The organism is Hymenobacter elongatus (assembly GCF_004745955.1).
GTDB classification, from domain to species: domain Bacteria; phylum Bacteroidota; class Bacteroidia; order Cytophagales; family Hymenobacteraceae; genus Hymenobacter; species Hymenobacter elongatus.
Map to the genome: position 1 here is coordinate 23333 of NZ_SRLD01000020.1, position 17932 is coordinate 41264.

The following is a 17932-nucleotide window of genomic DNA, read 5'->3' on the forward strand; positions in this document are numbered from 1 at the left end:
AATGGCGGGGCGTTGATACCTTCCCTAAGATACGACTCTACCTCGCTCAATGTCAAGCAGAAGCGCGGGTAGCCAGCCTTCCGCCGGGAGCTTCGTATGCGGTTGTGGTTGTATTCGTGAATCTTTGCCGCTGGCTTTTCCGCTTTGCTTATGTCTGCTACTCCCCCGCTCCTGCCCGACGCCCTGCTGCTCAACGGCCGCGAATTCCGCTACGATGACATCAAACAATATCCGGCCAACAGCCCCGTGGAGCTGAACGGCTACGAGGCCAAAGTGCTGGACTTCTGCCGGCAGTGGCTCAATGGGGCCCAGGAGTTTGGGCTGCGCACCTCCGGCTCCACCGGTAAGCCCCAGCTGGTAACGATGCGCCGCCGCCAGCTGGCCGCTTCGGCCCGCCGCACCGGCGACTACTTCGACCTGGGCCCCGGCGACCGGATGCTGGTGTGCCTGAACTGCGAATTTGTGGGCGGCATGATGATGCTGGTGCGCGGCCTGGAGCTGAACCTGCACCTGACCATCGTGGAGCCCCACGCCGACCCGCTGGCGCTGGTGCCCGCTACGGCCGCGTTCGACTTCGCTTCTTTCGTGCCGCTGCAGCTGCGGGAGGTGCTGGCCCACACGTATGCGCCACGCCTGAACCGCTTGAAGGCTATTCTGGTGGGCGGGGCCACGGTGGAGAGCAGCCTGGAAACCGCTATTCAGAAGCTCAAGGTGCCGGTGTACCTCACGTATGGCATGACCGAAACGGCCTCCCACATTGCCCTGCGCCGCCTCAATGGGGCCGACGCCACGCTCCACTACCGCGCGCTGCCCGGCATTCATATCGGCCAGGACCAGCGCGGCTGCCTTACCGTGCGCGCCGATGTAACCGACGACCGCCTACTCACGACCAACGACCGGGTGCGGCTCCTGGATGGGCACACGTTTGAGTGGCTCGGGCGCGCCGACTTCGTGATTAACTCCGGCGGGGTGAAAGTGCAGGCCGAAAAGGTGGAAAAAGTGCTCGAAGTGGCCTTGGTAGAGTTGGGCCTGAGTGAGCGGCGCAGCTTCGTGGCTGGCCGGCCCGACGCGCGCCTCGGCGAGCAGGTGACGGCGTACCTGGAAGGTGTGGCTTTGCCGGAGGCGCAGGCCAAGGCGCTACTGGCGTTGCTTTCGGAGCGACTGGAGCGCTACGAGCGGCCCCGGGCGCTGGTGTATGTGCCCCAGTTCCGCACCACGGCTTCCGGCAAGCTCGACCGCCTGAACACGCTCCGGACCGTAGCCGTGGCGCCGCGCCCCGAAGAGCCGCACAGCTAAAAGCCGCGCGTGGAGCATGGATTAGAACGGGTTTGGGATGTTGCTTCTCGTGCCCTGTCTGATCTGGCAGGACGGAATTGGCTTGTTTGAAAACTTCCAACCCCGCTCTTAGAAGCTGTTTGAGTTAGCAAAAAGCTGTCATTGTGATGTAGAGACGCATAGTTGCGTCTCGTCGCTTGCGCCTCAAGGCCAGGTTTTGTTCAACGATGAGACGCAACTATGCGTCTCTACATCATTCCTGATACCTAAAAAAATTAACTCAAACAGCCTCTTAGGATTGCGGGCAGTAAAATGCGGGAGTCCTGTTCTGTGGAGCCGAGCCGAGGGCTGGCCTTCTTAACTATGTGAAAAAAGACGTTGATTTGTACAAATTTCCACCCGCAATTCTCGCAATGAAGCGTACCCATATTCCGGTCGCGGCTCTGCTGCTGGCCGCTCAGATGGCTGGTGGCTGCGCCGGCACGTCGGCCACCACTGCCGCTACCACTCCACCCACCCAAGCTGTTTCGGACGCCATAACAACCTCGGTGCAGAGCCTGGAAGGGCCCGCCATAAGCGCGGCCCCGTCGGAGGCGCTAGCCAACAGCGCCACGCCTTCGTTTCAGGTCGTGAGTGAGCAATTCGCCGATTTGCGCGTGCTACGCTACCAGGTGCCGGGCTTCGAAGAGCTGGCCCCTAAGCAGAAGGAGCTGCTGTATTATCTGTACGAAGCGGCCCTGAGCGGGCGCGATATTTCCTACGACCAGAATTTCAAGCACAACCTGCGGGTGCGCCGCACGCTGGAGGCCATCTGGGCCGCCAACCAGCAGCAGATTTCGGCTACCTCTAACACGCAGCGCGTCGACCAAGCCAACAAGCTGAACGTGTACACCAAGCGCGTGTGGTTCAGCAACGGCGTGCACCACCACTACTCGACCCGGAAGTTCGTGCCCGAATGCTCGCCGGAGTATTTTGCCGAACTGGTGAAAAGCGTGGATGCCGCTACGCTCCCGCTGGAAAAGGGTGAAACCGTAGCCCAGCTGCTGACCAGCATCACCCCGATTATCTTCGACCCGAACGTAGCCGCCAAGCGGGTAAACCAGGTAGCCGGCCAGGACTTGCTCACGACCTCAGCCAACAACTTCTACGAGGGCGTAACCCAGAAAGAAGCCGAGGCTTTCTACGCCAAGAAAGCGGATAAAAAAGACCAGCGGCCGGTTTCCCACGGTCTGAATTCTAAGTTGACCAAAGACAAGCAGGGCCGCATCGTGGAGCGTACCTGGAAGGTGGGCGGCATGTATGGCGAGGCCCTGACGCAGGTGATCTACTGGCTGGGCAAAGCGGTCGACGTGGCCGAAACACCCGAGCAAAAGCTGGCCTTGCAGCGCCTGGTGCAGTTTTATACGACCGGCGACCTGAAAACCTGGGACGACTACAACATCGCCTGGGTGCGCGACACCAAGTCGCGGACCGACGTGGTGAACGGCTTTATTGAGGTATACGGCGACCCGCTGGGCTACCGCGCCAGCTACGAGTCGGTGGTATCGTTCAAGGACCTGGAGGCGACGAAGCGCATCAAGGCCATCGGCGACCAGGCGCAGTGGTTCGAAGACAATTCGCCGATTTTGCCCCAGCACAAGAAAAAGAACGTGGTGGGCATCACGGCCAAGGTCATTACGACGGTCGTGGAGTCGGGCGACGCGGCCCCGGCCACGCCCATCGGCATCAATCTGCCCAACGCCAACTGGATTCGCAAGGAGCACGGCTCGAAGTCGGTGAACCTGGGCAACATCGTGGACGCCTACGGCATGGCCGACGCGGGCGGCAGCCTCGATGAGTTTGCCTTCTCGGAAGAGGAAAAGCAGCGCGCCCGGCAGTTTGCGGGCCTGGCCGGCAAGCTCCACACCGATATGCACGAGGTTATCGGGCACGCCTCGGGGCAGATAAACGCGGGAGTGGGCACGCCCAAGGAGACGCTGAAAAGCTACGCCTCGGCCATTGAGGAAGGCCGCGCCGACTTGGTGGCCCTGTACTACCTGATGGATACCAAGCTGGTGACGCTGGGCGTGGTGCCGAGCCTGGAGGTGGGCAAAGCCGAGTACGACAACTACATCCGGGGCGGGCTCATGAGCCAGCTGGTACGCCTGCCGCTGGGCGAAACCGTGGAGGAAGCGCACATGCGCAACCGCCAGATGGTGGCCAAGTGGGCGTACGAAAAAGGCAAAAAGGATAACGTCATCGAGAAGGTAACCCGCGACGGCAAAACCTACTTCAAAGTCAATGACTACCAAAAGCTACGCGGCCTGTTTGGGCAGCTGCTGCGCGAGCTGCAGCGCCTGACGAGCGAGGGCGACTACGCGGCGGCCAAAAACCTGATTGAAACCTACGGCGTGAAAGTAGACCCCACCCTGCACAAGGAAGTGCTGGAGCGCTACCAGAAGCTCAACATTGCGCCCTATGCCGGCTTTATTCAGCCCCGCCTGGTGCCGGTGGAGGAAGGCGGCAAAATAGTGGACGTGAAGGTGGAATATCCTTCCGATTTTGCCCAGCAAATGCTTGATTACGGCCGCAAGTACAAGTTTCTGCCTACCTATAACTAAGGCTTCCGGCCTGCCCCCGACCTCCCATGAAAAAACTTCTCTTCCCCGCCCTGCTGCTATCGTTGCTGGCAGCTCGCCCCACGGCCAGCGTCGCCCAAACGACGAACCTGCTTAATGCCTCGCGCTACGAGTATTGCGAGCTGCTGAAGACCGACTTCCTGAACGACCCCACCAAAACGAAGGGCGGCGACATTTACGTGGACTTCGGCTACGGCTACGAAAAGCTCGGCGACAGTGATATGGCCAAGCGCGAAGTAGGCAAGCTGGAAGTTTTTTCGACTCCGCTGAGCACGCTTAACTACATGGGCAAGCTGGGCTGGGAGGTAGTACAATTGTACTCGCTGCCCAACGGCATCAAAAACCAGCAGGCTACCCACATCCTGCTGCGCCGTCTGACCACGGCTTCGGGCCCGAAGTAGTACCTAGCTATTCGCAGCAACGTGAAAGCCGCCGCCCTTCGTGAGAAGCGCCGGCGGCTTTTGTATGGAATAGGGTTGGCTAAGAAGCTGTTTGAGTTATTGAAAACTCTCATGCTGAGCGCAGCGCAGCGGAGTCGAAGCATCTCTACCGCAGAAGTAATTGACTTTACCAGTGCGGTAGATATGCTTCGACCGCGCCCAGCAGGACACGAAAAATAAAATCCCGAACACGCTCTTATTCTTCGTAGCGGAAATGCTGCTGGGAAAACAGCTTGCGCTTGAAGCGGGCGGTTTTGTATAAGTCGCCCAGAAAGAGCTTGACCCGGCCGTAGAAGATGGGTCCGTCGAGGGCTTCGTCCAAAGCATTATTCACGAAAATGGTTTCGCGCCAGCCCGCACCGGCCCCGAGGCCAAACCAGGGAAACACCCGAAAATGGCCCGAAACGGAAGGTTCGAGCAGCCAGACGGTTTCTTTGGCATCCTTGCTACGCTTGCCGTCGGGCATTTCGAAGCTGGTAAAAAAGCGGCCCGCGCCAAGCTGCACTGGTACGCTCAGCTCCCAGCGGTTGGAGCGCACAAACAGGTATTCGGCGTAAACGGCCACGTAGCGAAAGCGCAGCTCGGCCGTGGTGCCCGCCGGAAACCCGGGCGGTACTACCTGCTGCGAGGGAATACCACTGCTGAGCAAGTAGCCCCCGGCCCCGGCCCGCAAACGGCCTTTCCACTCGATGGCTAGCTTGAGCCCGTTGATAGCGACCAGCTTACCATCCAGAATAGAGTAGCGGTTGTCGAACTGAAACACGACGCGGCGATGCGCCTGCCGCACACCGGTAGTATCTTCCTCGCCGGCTCCGGCCCGGGCCAGCAGTGGCAACCCCCAGGCTACGGCCGCCAAGCCCAGCCATTTCATCAACAATCGGTTCACGTGCCAACAATACGAGCGGTGGCGGGGGGAGTTGTACCATTCACCAGCATTTCATTCCCGTAGCTCACCTGGTTATTTCTGCCGGTTCACTGCCGGCTTGGGCTGTTTCACCCTTTTTACGCCTGTGTAACCACCGAAGATTAGGGAAGTTTGAGCATTCCATCACCCTAGTAGCTATGGCACTGTCTCCCGAATTTCTTTTTCAACTCGCCAGCACCGTGGTACTGCCCGGCTGGCTGCTGCTGCTGCTGGCACCGCGCTGGCGCATCACGCGCTGTGTAGTGGGCAGTGGGGCGCTGCCGCTGGTGCTGGCCGGCCTCTACGCCGGCTGCATCGGCTGGCACTATCTCGGGGCCAGTGGCAGCCAGGGCGGGTTTGGGTCGCTGGCGGCGGTAGCGGCGCTGTTTCAGGACCCCTGGGCGCTGCTGGCCGGCTGGGTGCATTATCTGTGTTTCGATCTGGCCGTGGGTGCCTGGGCCAGCCGCGACGCCCAGCGCCGGGGCCTCCCCCATGTGCTGCTGGTGCCGGTGCTGGTGCTCACCTTTCTGCTGGGGCCGGTGGGCTTTCTGCTCTATCATCTCATTCGCAGGGCTTACCCGCTGGTTTCGGCCCCGGCGACGCTGGCCGTTTGATTCCCGTTGGTCACTGCTCCTTACTTGCTTCGCTATGAAAACGCTCGTCTTGTCATCCGCTGCCGCCGCCGACTCCACGCCCGCTGCTCCCGGCTCTCCCGATTCGGTCGGCTCCCTACGTCAGTTTCTAACGGTGCTGCACCGCTGCAATCCGGTGCTGTCGGGGGCGGGCTGGCTGCACGTGGCGCTGCTGGCCGGGGCCCTGCTCCTGCTGCCCTTCGACGACCGGATGGTAACGGGCCTGAACGTGTGGTTCAAGCCCCTGAAGTTCGCCGTCTCGGATTTAATCTACCTCTGGACGCTCGGGTGGCTACTGGCTCACCTGCCGGCGGCGGCCCAACGCACCGTGCGCTACATCAGCTGGGGCGTGGCGGTGAGCATGGTAGTCGAGATTCTGGTCATTTTTCTGCAGGCGGCCCGCGGCACTACGTCGCACTTCAACGTCGGCACACCGCTCGACGGAATCCTGTTTGGCGTCATGGGGCTGTTTATTATGCTCAATACGGCGCTGCTGTTCTGGGCGCTGGGTCTGATGCTGCGTCATCGGCCCGTTGGCTCTACGGCTTACGTATGGGGCATGCGCCTGGGCCTGATTGTTTTTTTGGCGGGCAGCGCCATTGGCGGCAGCATGATCAGCCACCTGGGCCACACCATTGGCGGGGCCGACGGTGGGGCGGGGCTGCCGGGCCTGGGCTGGAGCACCCGCTACGGCGACTTGCGGGCAGCGCATTTTCTGGGGTTACATGCGCTGCAGGTGCTGCCCCTTTTCGGCTGGCTGCTGACGCGCTATTTCCCTCACCTGGCCGTTCAGGGCCAACGTCTGGGCATCCTTTCTTTCACGCTGCTCTACACCAGCGGCGTGGCCTGGCTCTACTGGCACGCCCTGCAAGGGCTGCCGCTGTGGCACGTGAGCTGAGCGGCCCGCTACCTATCCTTCTGCTTCTCTCTTCCATTCCCTTCTTCTTTCAGCCATGCTACGTCTCCCTCTCTCCCGCCTGCTGTTCTGCCTGCTCTTTTTGCCCCTGATGCTGGCCTCTACTTCGGCCCACGCCCAGCAACGGCCCACGCCAGCCTGGACCAATGGCCCTACCAGCCTGCTCACCTCTGATTCTGTGCGGCTTTACGTGCAGCTAGCCGGCCACGGCACGCCCTGCGTGTATGTTCACGGCGGGCCGGGGGCCGGCAGCTACTCCTTTGAGAAGCTGGGTGGCAATCAGCTCGAAGACCAGCTGCGCATGATCTACTACGACCAGCGCGGCAGTGGCCGCTCGGCCAGCTCGCCGCGCAACCGCTACTCGATGCAGCGCATGGTGCAGGATCTGGAGGAGCTGCGGCAGCAGCTGGGGCTGGAAAGCTGGGTGGTGCTGGCCCATTCGTTTGGCGGCGCCATTGCTACGGCGTATGCGGTTCAGTATCCGCAGCGGGTGCGGGCGCTGGTGTTGGTCAATAGCGTGCTGAACCCACCGGCCTCGCTGGAAAGCATGCTGCACTACGGCACTTCCCTGCTCCCCGCCGCCGCGCAGCCCGCGCCGGGCCTGCCACTGATGCAGCGCTTCGGGATGGTAATGGGGGCGCTTCAGCAAAAAAACCTGGGCTATCAGCTGCAGTTTTCCGCCGATTCCCTGGCCAGCCGGGCCGGCCGTGTAAGCCAAGCCAGCGGCCCCAACCACGATTTCGCCACCCAGGTATTCAGCGGCCAGCTGCCCGACTATGGCCAGGATTACGTGCCCGCTACCACCCGCCTCACCATGCCGGTGCTGACCATCGTGGGCCAGGACGACCGCTCCACGGGGGCCACGCCCCAAACGTTCCGCTTTCCGCGGCAGCAGGTGGTAGTGGTGCCGGGCAAGCATTACTCGTTTTTGGAGCAGCCGGCGGCATTCCGCCGGGCGGTCGTTAGCTTCGTGCAAAAGCTGCCCCGCCAATCCTAGCCCATGCCCCAGCCCGCCGCGCCCGCCGCCCGCACCCTGCCCAACGACCGGTGGTTTCTGCTGATTGGCATCCCGACGCTGGCCGTGCTGGCGCTGCTGCCGCGCGGGCTGCTGCACGTACGCTCCTTGTCCGAGTTTTTGGTGGCCTGGGCGTTGTCCACGAGCTTCACTACGGTTTTCTGGCTCACGGGCCGGGCACTCTGGGCGGGGCTGTTCCGCCGATTCCCGCTGGTCGGGCAAACGGCTCCCCGGCTTTGGTCGCTGGCCATCCTCAACACTCTGATTACGTTTGTCGTCACGGTGCTTATTCACTTGGCCTCGGCGGGCAAGCTGTACTTTCCCCTGAGCAGCAGCGCTTTCTGGTTCGAGTTCGGCCTGAACATGGTGCCTACCCTGGTGGTGCAGCTTATTTATGAGAGTTGGCACTCGTTTCAGCAGTGGGAGCACAACGTGCGCCGCGCCGAGCAGCTTGCCCAGGCCGGGGTGCAGAGCCAGCTCGAAGCACTGCAAAACCAGCTCGACCCGCACTTTCTGTTCAACAGCCTCAATACCCTGGCCGCCCTGATCGACGATGCCAACGCGCCGGCCCAGCAGTTTGTGGAGCAGCTGGCCGACGTGTACCGCTACGTGCTGCTGAGCCGCGGCAAGGCCACCGTGTCGCTGCGGGAGGAGCTGGCCTTCGTGGAAACGTATGTGGCCCTGCAAAAAACCCGTTTCCGCGACAACCTGCGGGTATCGCAGCAGATTCCGGCCGCCCTGCTCGACCAGCGCGTGGCCCCGCTGAGCGTGCAGCTGCTGGTAGAAAACGCCTTGAAACACAACGTAGTGAGCCGGCAACATCCGCTGGAAGTAGGCATCATGGCCGATGCGGCCAGCGGCTACCTGCGGGTGCAAAACCCATTCCGGCCCCGCGCTGCCGGCCTGGGGCCCAGCACCGGCCTGGGCCTGCAGAATACGGTGCACCGCTACGAGCTGCTGCAAGCCACCCTGCCGGTCCGCATCGAGGCCACCGAAGCCACGTTTACGGTGCTGCTGCCGCTGCTGCCCGCCGCTGCCAGCGCCCACAAGTTAGAACCCGGTATTCAGCATTCAACCACATGACCGTTCTGCTGCTCGAAGACGAGTACCCCGCCGCCGAGCGGCTCCAACGGCTGCTGCTGCAGGCTGCGCCTGCCGCCCGCGTAGTCGCCGTGCTCGACAGCGTGGCCACGGCCGTAGCCTGGCTCGCTACCAACCCCGCGCCCGACCTGATTATCTCCGATATTCAACTTGCCGACGGCCTTAGCCTCGACGTGTTCGACCAGGTAATTGTACGCAGCCCGGTCATTTTCGCCACCGCTTACGACGCGTATGCGCTGCGGGCGTTCAAAGCCAACAGCATCGATTACCTGCTCAAGCCCATCAAGTTGGCGGAACTGCAGGCGGCCTTGCTCAAGCTCCACGAGTGGCGCACGCCCACTGCCCCGGCGCAGCAGCTGGAAACCCTGCGCGACAGTCTGCCCCGGCCCGAGCGCTCGTACAAAACCCGCTTTCTGGTGCGCAGCGGCGAGCAGCTGCTCCCCTTGCCCGTCAGCGCCGTCGCTTGGTTTCAGAGCCGCCACGAAGTCACGACGCTCGTAGCCACCGATGGCCGCCGCTACGTGGTAGACTACACGCTGGAACAGCTGGAGAAGCTGCTGGAACCGCCGGTTTTTTTTCGCCTCAACCGGCAGTTTATCACGCATTTGCAGGCCGTGCAGCGCCTGCATCCGCACTTCAATGGCAAGCTGAAGCTCGACCTCGCCCCCGCCCCGAGTGATGAGGTGCTGGTGAGCAAGGAAAAAGCCAGCGCGTTTAAAAGCTGGCTGGAGGGCTAGAGGCGCGTAGTGCTGTTTCGGTCATGTCGAGCCTTAGCGAGACATCTCGCGTGCTGATGTTGCCAAAGTAATCTGATATACCATTGCAGGCGAGATGTCTCCCGTTGGTCGACATGACGTTCACAGAAAGTTAAACTCCCCAAAATCACCGCTCGAGCCAGGCCCGGAAGGCGGGCACCCGCTCCCGGCTGACCAGCACGTCGCCCTCGGGGCTGGCGGGAAGCAGCACGGTTTTCAGGCGGCTGTTGGTGTAGTGGATGATGTCCTGAATGGAATCCTGGTGCACGAAGTAGGCGCGGTTGAGGCGGAAGAACTGGCGCGGGTCGAGCAGCTTTTCCAGCTGCTCCAGGGTCTGGTCGATGACGAAGCGGCGGTTTTCGCGGGTCTGCAGGAAGGTGGCCTTTTCGAGGCTGAAAAAGTAGCTGATATTTTCCACCGGAATCACCTTCAGGTGCTCCCCCACTTTCACTACAAACTGCTTTTTGTACTGCTGGGAGGGCTGCAGCTGCTGCAACACCTGGGCCAGCAGCCCCGCGTCGAACGATGGCGTGGGCGTGGCGGCCGTGTGCAGCGCACGCAGCTTGTGCACAGCCGCCTGCAGCTCTTCCTCGTCAATGGGCTTGAGCAGGTAGTCGATGCTATTCACCTTGAATGCCCGCAGCGCGTAGGCATCGTAGGCGGTGGTGAAAATAACCGGGCAGCGCACGTCAGCTTTTTCGAACAGCTCGAAGCTGAGCCCATCCGAGAGATGAATGTCCAGAAACAGCACGTCGGGCGGCGTCGGGGCCGTTTGCAGCAGCACCACGGCGGCTTCCACCGAGTCGGCGGTAGCGCGCACGTCTACCGGCGGGTTCTGGCGGCGCAGCAGGTCGGTGAGGCGGCGGGCAGCCAGCGGCTCATCTTCAATAACGAAGGCAGTCATCCTTTTTCAATGTGGAAAAGTAGGGCTCAGGTGACAAATGTGGAAAATAGGCCGATGAGCTAAGCACTGATTTGAGCAATATACTGCGTTGGAGTTCACGAAACGCCTACCTGATTGGGTTCCGTGTACCTTGATTTGGGGAACCAGTTCTTTGAACTCGGGCCACCCCACTGTGGGCACGTAGCTACCTAATGACGAGCATCTGCTGGCTGTTTAGGGAAAAGAGGGTCCTCCGATGCCGTTATGTCGATCTACTCGGTACGTATTCTGCGGGGAACGTCCCAGGAACGTACTCGGCAAGTTCTTTTAGAAAGGCCTTCAACGTCGTAGTATAAGGCTCTTGGTCTTTGTCATAGTGCATCATGGTATCCCAGAGTTCGACGTGGTTGTCCTTAAAGCGGATAACCAATTGATACACGTTGTATTCAACGTCCAGGGTACCGTGGAGCTCTTTTTGGCCCGCAGCAATTTCATTAAGCAGTTGCTGTTTGGCTAATGCACTGCTCACTTCCGTTTCGCAGAATGAATTCAGGCTGGCGTATACCATAGTTCAAGAAAACGGTGGTTGCAATTGGCATATCAACCGATTCGCAACCCAATTAGCATATTTATCACATTAAGCTCAATACCGGCAGCGTTACGACGAATTCGGACGCCGTGCACTCCACCCGCACGGGCTCGGTGGTGAGGTGGGCGTAGCGGGCCGTCAGGTTGGGCAGCCCAATGCCCAGCGACTCCTCGGGCCCCAGGCGGCGCAGACGCAGCGTGTTGCGCACTCTCAGCTGCCGGGCGGCGGCATCCAGCTCGATGCGCAGGTGCATGGGCTGGCTCACGCTGGCGGCGTTGTGCTTCAGAGCGTTTTCGAGCAGCAGCTGCAGGCTCAGCGGCGGCACCACGAAGTGAGCCGGGATGTCGCCAGGCTGGGGCAGCTCAATGCGCAGGGCTTCGCCGTAGCGGATGTGCTGCAGAAACAAGTAAGACTTGGCGAATTCCAGCTCCTCGGCCAGCGGCACCACTTCGCGCTGGCGGGCATCGAGCACGTAGCGGTAGACCTGGGAAAGCTGCCGGATGAAGCGCACGGCCAGCTGGGGCTCCTCCTCCACCAGCGAGGTCAGCGCGTTCAGGGCATTGAACATGAAGTGTGGATCGAGCTGCTGGCGCAACGATTCGGTTTCGGCCAGGGCCATTTCCTTCTGCAGACGCTCGTTGCGCACCAGTGCCTCGCGCCAGCCCAGCAAAAACGAGCGGCTGTGCATAAACAGCGAGCAGATAACGGTGATGACCAGCGGGAAGATATAGCCGTTGATATACTGCGCCGACAGCAGCAGCAGCGGGCTCTGGTGTCGATACAAAATGTAGCCCAGCCGCACCAGGGCAATAACGACCAACGAGCCCGCCAACGACACCAGCAGCGTGAGCAGCAGCCGCTTGCCCGGCGCCTTCTTCCAGCTGACGTACTTATCGAGCCAGTCGACGGAATAGCCGTTGGCCAGCCATAGCCCGACGGTATAGATGGTCGTCAGCGCAAAATTGACGAGCATCTCCTGCAGGTTGCCGAGGCAGGTGAGGCAGGTGAGCAAGCTAATAGCGGACGACACGGCCAGCAGCGTCAGCGCCAGCCGCAGCCAGGGCCGCAGGGTGCGCCAGGAGGGCAGTGCAGGAACGTGTTCGGCCATGGTGCGGGCAGTAGGCATTCTGGTGAGAGGCATGGCAAGATACGGGCTGAGGCAGGAGTTCGGAGCGCGGCTTACGTGCGGGCAAGTGCAGGGCGCGGGTCCGGCGTGCTCCCGGAATGCTACCGGAATGCTACCGGACAGGCCGCAACAGCCGAATGATGACCCGAAAAGACGCGACGCAGAAACGCGAAGCGCCCCGCGCTACCGACGGTAGCACGGGGCGCAGTCTGCTACTATTTGGTAGCAGTAGCTTGGGCGGCGGGCTGCTCATACGCTTTTAGCCGCCCCAGCACCTGCCGCTCGCCCCAGGTCGGAGCCAGTGGGCCGCTGGGTTGAAAAGCGGCAAAGCGGATTTTGGCTTCCTCAAATACCGGTTTGGCTACTTCCGGCCCGCCGCCAAACATCTTGGGCGTGAAGTGCAGGTTGTTGCCCTGCACCAGGTAAATGCGCGGATTGGCCGGATTCAACTTCTTGGCCTGGGCCAGCGTTTCATTCACCATCCCCGAATACTTCATGGAGCGGGCCATGGGCGAAATACCCAGCCGGGCCTGGTAGATGTAGGCCTGCACCACCAGTAGCTCCGACTCTTCGCCGCCCAGCTTGCGGGCCAGCACCAGGGAGGCTTCGGCTTGGTCGAGGTATTTGTCCTTCACGTCCCCGTCTTCCTTGCTTGTGAAGCAGGTCAGCAGCCGGCCGTAGGCCTGGTAATACTGGGGCAGCCAATCGGTAGGCGCGGCGGCGGCGGCCCGCTCAAACTTGCTCACGATTTCCTTCAGCTGGGCTGGGTCGCCGGTGCTGTTCAGCGCCGTGATGGTCGCGGCCATCATGTCGGTGTAGCCGGCGGGCGCCGTGGCGGTGGTGGCGGTAGAAGAGGCAGCTTTGGCAGCGGGCGTTTGGGCGGCGGCAGAAAGCGAGGCGGCGGCAAAAGCGAAAACGAGCAGGGTGTTTTTCATGATACGAACGAAGAAGTGAGTGAATGAAACTGTGTGGGGAAGAGAATGAGTCAAAGGTGGCGGGTAGCGGCGGCCGCTGAAACTAAAGGTTGCCGAAGCGTCGAATCAGGCGGATGAAGCGTGCGGCACCGTACTTTCGGCCCGGCAGGGGCCGCTATTCCGGGGCCGTATCCGTATCGGCCGGCCGCTTCTTATTGATGGAAATCAGCAGGGCCACGAACACCATGCGCGGAGCTGAGGGCAGCACAGCGGTGCTGGCATACTGGTCGTCGGCTCCTTTGGTGGCGCTGTAGCGGTAGCCAAACACGTTCTGGCGGCCCAGCACGTTGGTGCAGGCCACGTGCACGATGGTGAAGTTGTTCCAGAGCTTGGTCACGTAGCTGGCATTCAGGCTGAAGTCCTGAAAGCTGGGCAGGCGGCCCTGGTTGTAGCCGTCCTCGTCGTTGGGGTCGTAGTAGGCCCGGGGACTATTGTAGCTGTAGGTCGCGCCAAACAGCGTGTGCATCTTGCCGACCCAGTACTTGCCCACCACGCTCAGATTGTGCCGGGCGGCAAAGGTGGGCACCGCCAGCACCGGATCGAAGCGCTGCTGCCGCCGCGTATCCAGAAAGCCGTAGCTGATCCAGTAATCGGCGTTTTTGATGGTTGTCCGGTCGCGCCACAGCAGATCTACGCCCCGGGCATAGCCGGTGCCGGTGCTGCGGTACGTGGCGGGGTCGGCGGGCGAGAGCAGCTGCGGATTATAGACGCCACGCAGATCGTAGCGCACTAGGTGAGCGTAGGTTTTGGAATACGCCTCCACGCGCAGCGTGCGGTTGCGGTAGTTGCGCAAATACGTAAGCTGCAGGTGCTGAGCGCGCTCAAACCGCAACCGTTCGGGCGCTTCCACGCGCAGCAGCAGGTCGTTGCCGGGGTTCTGGTAGAAATAGCCCCAGGCACCCGAAAGCTGGGTTTTCTCATTGATCTGGTAGGCCACAGCCAGGCGCGGGGCTGCATTCCAGCGGCCCAGCACGTCGGAGTATTCGACCCGGCCGCCCACGCGCCCCACCAGCTTGTTGCTGAAGGCCATATCCGACTCGGCGAAGCCCGCCACACGCCGCTCACTCAGGCCAAAGGCCACCGCGTACGGGTCGGCTTCGAAGCGCTGCTGGTTGCGCTGGGCCAAGCCCTCCACACCCAGCTTGAGGTTCCAGTAGGCGCTGGCCGAATCGTTGGTGAGCACCAGCCGGCCTACCACCGACTGCTCTTGCTCGCGCATGGTTTGCTCCCGCGTCTGCTGCTGCGAAGTGGGCGCCCGGGTGGTAATGCTGGCCGTTTGATCGTCGCGGGTGGCCGCCACGCCCGTCTGCACCGACCAGCCCCGCACGAGTGGGCTGCGGAAGGTGGTGTTGACATACGTGTTGTTCGAGCTAAGCCGCACCGGCTGGCCGCCTTCCCATTCGGCGTTGGGCTGGCGGGCCCCGATGTGCTGCTGGGTGAAGGCTCCGTAGGCCTTCAGCATGCCCATTTCGCCGGTTTTCTGCCGCAGCGCCACCGAGCCGCCCCCCGATTCGTAGGCCGTGAGCATGCGCTGGGGCACCAGCCCGAAGTAAGGTCGCATGTTCATGTAGTCGCCCGTGACGGCCACCGACGAGCGAGCGAAGCGCTGCTGGTGCGACAGGCTCACGCTGCCCAACGACAGGAGCGAAATGCCGGTTTGCGTTTCCGGGGCCAGGTCTTCGGAGCTGAGCGCCACCACCGCCGACAGGGCCTGCCCATACTCGGCCGAGTAGCCGCCGGTGCTGAAGGCCATGCCTTTGAACAGCATGGGCGAAAACCGCCCCCGCGCCGGCATGCCCGATACGGCGGCGTTGTAGGGACTTTGCAGCGGCACTCCGTCCAAATACTGCCGGGTTTCGCCGGCGGCCCCGCCCCGCACGAACAGCTTGCCCTCTTCCCCGTTGCGGGTGGTGCCGGGCATGGTGTTGAAAGCGCCTGCCACATCTGCCGAGGCCCCGGCCGTCGTCACCACGTCGCGGGCCGAGAAGGTGGTGTTGCGCTTGGTATCACTGGCCTCGAAGGTGCCGGAGGTAATAACCACGTCGCCGAGCTGGTTGCGCACGGCTTTCAGCACCAGGGTGAAGCGCCGGGCGGTGCCATCGAGCACCACGGGCTGCTCCTGGGGCTGGTAGCCCAGCAGCGTAACGAGCAGGGGCAGCGTGCCGCGCTGCCGGGTCGAGAAGCGGAAGCGGCCCAGTGAATCGGTGCTGGCCCCGTCGAAGGTGGTTTTCAAAAACACGTTCACGCCGGGGAGTGGCTGCCCGCTGGCGTCGCGCACGGTGCCGCTGAGCGTGGTGGGCGTTTGGGCCAGGGCAGCATAGGCCGTGGCCAGCAGGAGCAGCAGCGGAAGTAGCAGTCGTTTCATGGGGAAGCAGCGAAGTGATGCCCAAAGGTGAAGGACTGCGGCCCCGGCTGAAACTAAAGGTTGCTGAAGCGTCGGATGAGGGGGATGAAGCGCCGCAAGCCAGGCGTGGCCACTGCGGCTTCAGTCGGCGCACTTCGGTGCTGCGCTACCGCCCACCAAGCCGGCCGCTCCCATTCTGGTTGAGTTGTACTCGTCACGAAGTGAGTTGTAAGAGCGATGTAGAGACGCGACCCTTCGCGGCGCGGCGTTGAACGATGCCTTCGCGGCGCGGTCCCGGAGACGCGAAGGGTCGCGTCTCTACGTCGCTCTTACAACTCACTTCATAATGGGTACACCATCACTATGAAGCTATTTGCCAACTCTGAGCAGCTACTGAACCGGAGCGGCCCCGCCGTTGCGTGAAGCTTATCAACGAATCTGAGGTCTGACGGAATGGTTGGGCTGGCTGTAAACCCCTTAAAAATACCCAGAAGTAGGTATTGCGCAGTAGCTACTCACTGCACAACCTTTGTTGGTTCGTTTTCACCTCAAACCAGCCCGCTTCATGCGTCAATTTCTACTTTCTCTGGGCCTCGCCTGCGCCCTGGGTGTGCCCGCCGCCCACGCCCAAACACCTACCTGGCAGTGGGGTGCCCAAAGCATTAATCCTACTCCTACCAATGCAACCCAGGCCCGCGCCTACAGCATTGCCACCGATGCAGCCGGCAACAGCTACGTGGGCGGAGGCTTGCAGGAGCGTGATGGCGTTTCTTCGGTTCGTACCTTTGGCAGCACCAGGCTTAGCAGCGCCACTATCAGCGGGGTCGTCGGCAAGCTGAACGCAGCCGGGCAGTGGCAGTGGGCCACGGCCATAGAAGCCCAGGATGCCAATGGCACCAACAACACGGTCGTATTCTTGGGGGATATTGTGCCAACACCTGCAGGCGACGTTTTTGTAACCGGCACCGTGGATGAGGATGCTACTTCTATGCGGATCGGTACGGTTACGCTCCCCCTCACCGGCTCCAACCTGGAACAGCGGATGTTCGTGGCCCGCCTCAACAGCAGCGGTCAGTGTCTCTGGATCCTAGCCGTCAACAACGCTGACGCTAACTCGATGGCGCTGAACCCGATGAACGGAGAGTTGATAGTAGCCGGTGACTACCATGGGGCCGTTTCGTTCGGCAGCACCGCGCTACCCGCCCCCATTGGCCCCAATGACCAAGGCATGTTCGTGGCGCGGCTCAGCCAGGCTGGCCAGTGGACCAGCACGCTGGGCGCACGCACCACCGGCAGCGGCGATATTGGCGCTGACGAGGCTGTGGTAGGACCACAAGGGCAGGTGGCAGTAGCAGTGGCCGTCCGGGGTGGCTCCGCCACGCTGGGCAGCACGACGATCAACGCTACCAGCGGTGATAAACAAGCGGTGGCGCAGCTTACCCCGGCCGGCCAGTGGCAGTGGGTCACGCAGTCGTCGACCGCTAGTAGCCTGGAAATCGATGGACTGCAATACGATGCCAGCGGCAACGTCTGGATGTCCAATACCACCAATGCCGGCGGTCAGCTCGGTACGATTACCCTGCCCACCAACACCGTTGGCTTTGTAGGCCGCCTTTCCACGGTCGGAGCTTGGAACCTGGTCGGCGCCGTTACCAGTCAGAACGGCGGGGTTCTAGGGGGCGGCAAGCTAGCCGTTGATGCCCAAGGCAACGCCGTGCTGGCGGGCACGATAAATGCCGATCCGAGCGCGAGTACAGTTTATTCGTTTGGCACCCGCTCTCTTTCCTTCTCCGAGAGTGGCGAATACGTGGCCCGGTTCAACACCAATGGCCAGTGGCAATACGCCATCAAGCCACCGGTAGCCACTGGCGGCGGCCGCTATTCCTTCAGTGCCATTGCCTTCGACCAGGCGGGCAGCCTGCTCACCATGGGCAACCTTTTTGGTGGCAGCGTCACTTTTGGCTCTACTATCCTGACTGGCTCCTCCCGCGACATATTCGTGGCCAAGCTCAACAGCGCCGGCAGCACGCTGGCCGTGCGCCAGGCGGCGGGCGCTCAGCCCCTGGCCCTGTACCCGAATCCGGTGACGGCGGGTACGGCCGCCACGCTACGTCTGGCGGCTCCGGCTCCAGCCACGCAGCCCGTAACCCTGCGCAACACGCTCGGGCAGATCGTGCGGCAGACGACTATCACGGCGGGCAACCAGGAGGCAGCGGTGCCTACCACCGGCCTGGCCCCCGGTGTGTACTTGCTCGAAGCAGGCATCAGCCGGACTCAGGTGGTGGTGCACTAACCCTTAATTTTCTGCTGTAGAGTACCGGTAACAGCCGGGGCTTGCTGCTTGCAGCGGGCCCCGGCTT

15 protein-coding genes are annotated in these 17932 nt (G+C 62.0%); 9 read left to right on the forward strand and 6 right to left on the reverse strand.

Annotation, left to right across the window (positions count from 1 at the left end; genetic code table 11):
* The first annotated feature begins 150 nt into the window (after positions 1–150).
* The 3 genes from E5J99_RS11375 (at position 151) to E5J99_RS11385 (ending at position 4294) form a co-directional block, all read left to right on the forward strand.
* Complete coding sequence (locus tag E5J99_RS11375; protein ID WP_135497931.1) at positions 151–1296, forward strand: AMP-binding protein; 1146 nt, start codon at positions 151–153, stop codon at positions 1294–1296.
* A 392-nt stretch (positions 1297–1688) separates the two neighbouring features.
* Positions 1689–3875: a dipeptidyl-peptidase 3 family protein gene (locus E5J99_RS11380; RefSeq protein WP_245318908.1), complete on the forward strand. Its 2187-nt coding sequence runs from the start codon at positions 1689–1691 to the stop codon at positions 3873–3875.
* A 26-nt stretch (positions 3876–3901) separates the two neighbouring features.
* Complete coding sequence (locus tag E5J99_RS11385; protein ID WP_135497932.1) at positions 3902–4294, forward strand: hypothetical protein; 393 nt, start codon at positions 3902–3904, stop codon at positions 4292–4294.
* A gap of 235 nt (positions 4295–4529) precedes the next feature.
* On the opposite strand, the gene E5J99_RS11390 is transcribed toward E5J99_RS11385, so the two are convergent.
* Positions 4530–5219 carry a hypothetical protein gene (locus E5J99_RS11390; protein WP_135497933.1) on the reverse strand — a complete coding sequence of 230 codons (690 nt, stop codon included), beginning with the start codon at positions 5217–5219 and terminating at the stop codon, positions 4530–4532.
* Positions 5220–5395: 176 nt separating this feature from the next.
* Between E5J99_RS11390 and E5J99_RS11395 the strand changes: the two genes are divergently transcribed.
* The 5 genes from E5J99_RS11395 to E5J99_RS11415 are packed head-to-tail and all read left to right on the forward strand — an operon-like array spanning position 5396 to position 9638.
* Positions 5396–5851, forward strand: coding sequence for an ABA4-like family protein (locus E5J99_RS11395; RefSeq protein WP_245318911.1), 456 nt, complete (start codon positions 5396–5398; stop codon positions 5849–5851).
* A gap of 34 nt (positions 5852–5885) precedes the next feature.
* Positions 5886–6767: a hypothetical protein gene (locus E5J99_RS11400; RefSeq protein WP_135497934.1), complete on the forward strand. Its 882-nt coding sequence runs from the start codon at positions 5886–5888 to the stop codon at positions 6765–6767.
* A 55-nt stretch (positions 6768–6822) separates the two neighbouring features.
* Positions 6823–7782 carry an alpha/beta fold hydrolase gene (locus tag E5J99_RS11405; protein WP_135497935.1) on the forward strand — a complete coding sequence of 320 codons (960 nt, stop codon included), beginning with the start codon at positions 6823–6825 and terminating at the stop codon, positions 7780–7782.
* A gap of 3 nt (positions 7783–7785) precedes the next feature.
* The gene (locus E5J99_RS11410; RefSeq protein ID WP_135497936.1) at positions 7786–8883 is read left to right on the forward strand and encodes a sensor histidine kinase; all 1098 of its coding nucleotides are present in this window, start codon (positions 7786–7788) and stop codon (positions 8881–8883) included.
* Complete coding sequence (locus E5J99_RS11415; protein ID WP_135497937.1) at positions 8880–9638, forward strand: LytR/AlgR family response regulator transcription factor; 759 nt, start codon at positions 8880–8882, stop codon at positions 9636–9638. The genes E5J99_RS11410 and E5J99_RS11415 overlap by 4 nt, the downstream gene beginning before the upstream one ends.
* Positions 9639–9783: 145 nt before the next feature.
* Here E5J99_RS11415 and E5J99_RS11420 read toward each other — a convergent pair whose 3' ends face one another.
* The 5 genes from E5J99_RS11420 to E5J99_RS11440 all read right to left on the reverse strand — a co-directional run bounded on the left by E5J99_RS11420 (position 9784) and on the right by E5J99_RS11440 (position 15593).
* Positions 9784–10560, reverse strand: coding sequence for a LytR/AlgR family response regulator transcription factor (locus E5J99_RS11420; protein WP_135497938.1), 777 nt, complete (start codon positions 10558–10560; stop codon positions 9784–9786).
* 241 nt (positions 10561–10801) lie between these two features.
* Positions 10802–11107 carry a hypothetical protein gene (locus E5J99_RS11425; protein WP_135497939.1) on the reverse strand — a complete coding sequence of 102 codons (306 nt, stop codon included), beginning with the start codon at positions 11105–11107 and terminating at the stop codon, positions 10802–10804.
* Positions 11108–11171: 64 nt separating this feature from the next.
* Complete coding sequence (locus tag E5J99_RS11430; protein WP_135497940.1) at positions 11172–12269, reverse strand: sensor histidine kinase; 1098 nt, start codon at positions 12267–12269, stop codon at positions 11172–11174.
* Between the two features lie 200 nt (positions 12270–12469).
* Positions 12470–13189, reverse strand: a complete 720-nt coding sequence (locus tag E5J99_RS11435) for a hypothetical protein (RefSeq protein WP_135497941.1) — start codon at positions 13187–13189, stop codon at positions 12470–12472.
* 154 nt (positions 13190–13343) lie between these two features.
* Positions 13344–15593, reverse strand: a complete 2250-nt coding sequence (locus tag E5J99_RS11440; protein WP_135497942.1) for a TonB-dependent receptor — start codon at positions 15591–15593, stop codon at positions 13344–13346.
* Between the two features lie 544 nt (positions 15594–16137).
* On the opposite strand from E5J99_RS11440, the gene E5J99_RS11445 reads away from it, so the two are divergent.
* On the forward strand, positions 16138–17865 hold the full coding sequence (locus E5J99_RS11445) for a T9SS type A sorting domain-containing protein (RefSeq protein ID WP_135497943.1): 1728 nt from the start codon (positions 16138–16140) through the stop codon (positions 17863–17865).
* The last annotated feature ends 67 nt before the right edge of the window (positions 17866–17932 follow it).

Coding starts and splice junctions, on each gene's coding strand:
- E5J99_RS11375 (WP_135497931.1), top strand. CDS start 151: ATGTCTGCTACTCCCCCGCTCCTGCCCGACGCCCTGCTGCTCAACGGC.
- E5J99_RS11380 (WP_245318908.1), top strand. CDS start 1,689: ATGAAGCGTACCCATATTCCGGTCGCGGCTCTGCTGCTGGCCGCTCAG.
- E5J99_RS11385 (WP_135497932.1), top strand. CDS start 3,902: ATGAAAAAACTTCTCTTCCCCGCCCTGCTGCTATCGTTGCTGGCAGCT.
- E5J99_RS11395 (WP_245318911.1), top strand. CDS start 5,396: ATGGCACTGTCTCCCGAATTTCTTTTTCAACTCGCCAGCACCGTGGTA.
- E5J99_RS11400 (WP_135497934.1), top strand. CDS start 5,886: ATGAAAACGCTCGTCTTGTCATCCGCTGCCGCCGCCGACTCCACGCCC.
- E5J99_RS11405 (WP_135497935.1), top strand. CDS start 6,823: ATGCTACGTCTCCCTCTCTCCCGCCTGCTGTTCTGCCTGCTCTTTTTG.
- E5J99_RS11410 (WP_135497936.1), top strand. CDS start 7,786: ATGCCCCAGCCCGCCGCGCCCGCCGCCCGCACCCTGCCCAACGACCGG.
- E5J99_RS11415 (WP_135497937.1), top strand. CDS start 8,880: ATGACCGTTCTGCTGCTCGAAGACGAGTACCCCGCCGCCGAGCGGCTC.
- E5J99_RS11420 (WP_135497938.1), bottom strand. CDS start 10,560: ATGACTGCCTTCGTTATTGAAGATGAGCCGCTGGCTGCCCGCCGCCTC.
- E5J99_RS11425 (WP_135497939.1), bottom strand. CDS start 11,107: ATGGTATACGCCAGCCTGAATTCATTCTGCGAAACGGAAGTGAGCAGT.
- E5J99_RS11430 (WP_135497940.1), bottom strand. CDS start 12,269: ATGCCTCTCACCAGAATGCCTACTGCCCGCACCATGGCCGAACACGTT.
- E5J99_RS11435 (WP_135497941.1), bottom strand. CDS start 13,189: ATGAAAAACACCCTGCTCGTTTTCGCTTTTGCCGCCGCCTCGCTTTCT.
- E5J99_RS11440 (WP_135497942.1), bottom strand. CDS start 15,593: ATGAAACGACTGCTACTTCCGCTGCTGCTCCTGCTGGCCACGGCCTAT.
- E5J99_RS11445 (WP_135497943.1), top strand. CDS start 16,138: ATGCGTCAATTTCTACTTTCTCTGGGCCTCGCCTGCGCCCTGGGTGTG.